This window comes from Streptomyces sp. MP131-18 (genome assembly GCF_001984575.1).
Taxonomy (GTDB): domain Bacteria; phylum Actinomycetota; class Actinomycetes; order Streptomycetales; family Streptomycetaceae; genus Streptomyces; species Streptomyces johnsoniae.
The window spans coordinates 6336112-6339638 of record NZ_LZNS01000001.1 but is presented as its reverse complement, the minus strand read 5'-3'; the positions used below and the strand labels follow the sequence as shown (position 1 = coordinate 6339638).

The 3527-nt window shown below is 73.5% G+C and carries 1 protein-coding gene; it reads right to left on the bottom strand.

What is annotated here, in order from left to right:
* Positions 1-3527: type I polyketide synthase (locus STBA_RS38060; RefSeq protein WP_171987807.1), on the bottom strand; the 3527-nt coding region annotated here is incomplete at both ends.

Sequence of the window (3527 nt, the reverse complement as noted above, 5' to 3'; positions counted from 1 at the left end):
GGGTGTCGATCAGCACCGGGTCGGGCAGATCGGCCCGCGGGACGAGGACTTCCTCCACGGCGGTCAGCAGTACCGGGTGCGCCGAGACCTCCACGAAGCTGCGGTGCCCTGAGGCCGCCAGCGCCTCGACCGCCTCGGCGAACCGCACCGACTGCCGCACGTTCGCGTACCAGTAGTCCGGTCCCAGCTCCGTTCCGTCGATCAGGCGTCCCTCCACGGTCGAGAAGAAGGAGATCCCGCCCGGCCGCGGCTCGATGCCGGCCAGTGCCGTCGGCAGCGTGTCGGCCAGCGGCTCGCACAGGCGGGAGTGGGCCACGAAGCCCGACACGGGAATGCGCCACCGCATGACGCGCTGTTTCCGCAGCTTTCGCTCGAACTGCAGAAGCGCTTCCGGCTCCCCCGTGACCACCGTGGACAGCGGCGAGTTCACCGCCGCCACCGACAGCCGCCCTTCCCACGGCTTCAGCAGTTCCGCGACCTCGTGCGCCGGCAGCACCACCGACAGCATTCCGCCGTCGACCCCCAGCCCGGCCAGCATCCTCGCGCGCACGGCCACCACCCGCGCCGCGTCGTCCAGCGACAGGATGCCCGCCACCGCAGCGGCCGCAATCTCACCCTGCGAGTGCCCCACCACCACGTCCGGGCGCACTCCCGCGGCCCGCCATACCGCGGCCAGCGACACCATCACCGCCCACAGCACCGGCTGCAGCACCTCGGGACCCTCCAACGGGGGAGCGCCCTCCGCCTGTTCCAGCACCGCGTACGGGTCCCACTCGATGTGCGGGGTCAGTGCCTCCGCGCACCGCGCGAACTCCGCCGCGAACAGCGGCGACTCCGCGAGCATCCGGCGTCCCATCCCCACCCACTGCGAACCCTGCCCGGGGAACAGGAACACCGTGCGCCCCGGGCCGCCCGTGGGAATGGTGCCGACGGCGGCCGCGGCATCCGGGCGGGCCTCGGCGACGGCGGACAGCCCTTCGGCCAGCGCCGCGCGGTCGGCACCCACGACGACCGCCCGGTGGGAGAAGAGGCTGCGGCGGGTGACCAGGGCACGGGCCACGGCCGCCGGTTCCGCCCCCTCCGCGTCACGCGCGAGGGGGAGCACCCGGTCGGCCTGGGCCGCCAGGGCCTCCTGCCCGCGTGCGGACAGCGGCCAGGCGACAACCTGCACGTCCGGACCGAGCACCGGCACCTCGGCCTGGCCCTGGCCGTCCTCGTCGTTCCCGCCCGTCGTGGGCAGGGGCTCGGTGGGCGGCTCTTCCAGAATGATGTGCGCGTTCGTGCCGCTGATACCGAAGCTGGAGATGCCCGCACGGCGTGGCGCGCCGTCCCGCGCCGACCAGGGCCGCCGTTCGGTCAGCAGCCGCACCTCGCCCGAATCCCAGTCGATCTGCTCGGAGGGCTGCTCGGAATACAGGGTGGGCGGCAGCATCCCGTGGCGCATCGACAGCACCATCTTCATGAGCCCGGCGACACCGGCGGCGGCCTGCGCGTGCCCGATGTTCGACTTGATCGACCCCAGCCACAGCGGCCGGCCCTCGGGACGCTCCTGACCGTAGGTGGCCAGCAGCGCGCTGGCCTCGATCGGGTCACCGAGGACGGTCCCGGTGCCGTGTGCCTCCACCGCGTCGACCTGATCGGGCGTCAGCCCGCCGGAGGCCAGGGCGGCGCGGATCACCCGTTGCTGCGCGAGGCCGCTGGGCGCGGTGAAGCCGTTGGAGGCACCGTCCTGGTTGATCGCCGTGCCGCGCACCACCGCCAGCACGGGGTGGCCCAGGCGCCGGGCGTCGGACAGCCGCTCCACGGCGAGCATCCCGGCGCCCTCGCCCATGCCCATGCCGTCGGCGGAGGCCGAGAACGCCTTGCTGCGCCCGTTCGGGGACAGGCCCATGTTCGATCCGTAGCCGAACGCGCCCGGGTCGGACATCACCGTGACGCCGCCCACCAGCGCGAGTTCGCACTCGCCCGAGCGCAACGCCTGGGCAGCCAGGTGCAGCGCGGCCAGCGAGGCGGAGCAGGCGGTGTCGATGGTGAGCGAGGGGCCCTCCAGGCCCAGGACGTAGGAGACGCGGCCGGAGAGCACCGCGCCGCCGTCGCTCACCGGGGTGCTGTCCGGCATGTTGGCCGTGCTGCCGATCAGCGCATGGGTGTAGAGCTGCATCCAGCCGCCCACGAACACGCCGGTGCGGGAGCCCCGCAGGCTCGTGGGGTCGATGCCCGCGCGTTCCAGGGCTTCCCAGGAGACCTCGAGCAGCACCCGCTGCTGCGGGTCCATGGCCAGCGCCTCGTTCGGCCCGATGCCGAAGAACGCGGCGTCGAACTCGGCGGCCTCGTAGACGTATCCGCCCTCCCGGCCGAACTCGCTCGGGATGTCCCAGGCACGGTAGTCGGGAACCGGACTGATGGCGTCCCTGCCGTCGGCGAGCAGGCTCCAGAGCCGCTCGGGCGTGGTGGCGCCGCCCGGGTAGCGGCAGGCCATACCGACGATCACGATGGTGTCGTCGTCCGCGGGCGAGTACCGGGGAACGGGAACCACCTCGGCCACCGGGGTGGCGTTCCCGAACAGGTCGCCGTACATCCTGGCCGACAGGGCCGTGACGGACGGGTAGTCGAAGACCACGGTCGACGGCAGGCGCAGGGCGGTGACTTCACCGAGCCGGTTGCGCAGCGACACGGCCATCACCGAATCGAAGCCCATGTCGCGGAACGCCTGATCGGGATCGATCTCCGCGGCGTCGGCGTACCCGAGCGCGGCGGCGGCCTCGGCCCGGACGGCCTCGGTGAGCGCCGCCTCCCGCTCGGCGGGCGGCAACGCGGTCAGGCGGCGTATCAGCGGCGTGACTTCCGTGGTGGCAGCCGCGTCGGCCCCGGCCTCCGCGGCGTTGGCGCGGATGGCTTCGGGCACGGTGGACAGCAGCGGGCTGGGCCGGAAGACGGTGTAGGTCGGCAGGAAGCGGTCCCAGTCGATATCGGCGACGACCAGCTGGTCCTCCCCGTCGTCCAGCGCCTGGGCCAGGCCCTGGATACCGCGCTCGGCAGCCATCGGGCGCAGCCCGTAGCTGCTGAGCTGCTCGCCGGCCTCGCCGGCGCCCATACCGCCGCCCCCCCACAGACCCCACGCCACGGACGTACCCGCCAGGCCCGCGGCCCGGCGCCGCGCCACCAGCGCGTCCAGCGCCGCGTTCGCCGCGCCATACGCCGCCAGCCCGCCGCTGCCCCATACGGCCGCGCCGGAGGAGAACGTCACGAACGCGTCCAGATCCAGGCCCCGTTCGAGCGTCAGCTCGTGCAGATGCAGCGCCCCGCCGACCTTCACCGCCGAGGCTGCCCGGAGATCCGCGGCCGTCATCTCCGCCACGGGCGCGCCGTGCTCCGCTCCCGCCGAGTGCACGACGGCGGACAGTTCGGGTCCTGTGGCGGAGATCCGGTCCAGCAGAGCCCCGACTTCGTCCCGTTCGGCGACATCGCAGGAGAGTACGTCGACGGTACTGCCGGCCGCCGCAAGATCCGCGGCCAGCGACGCGACA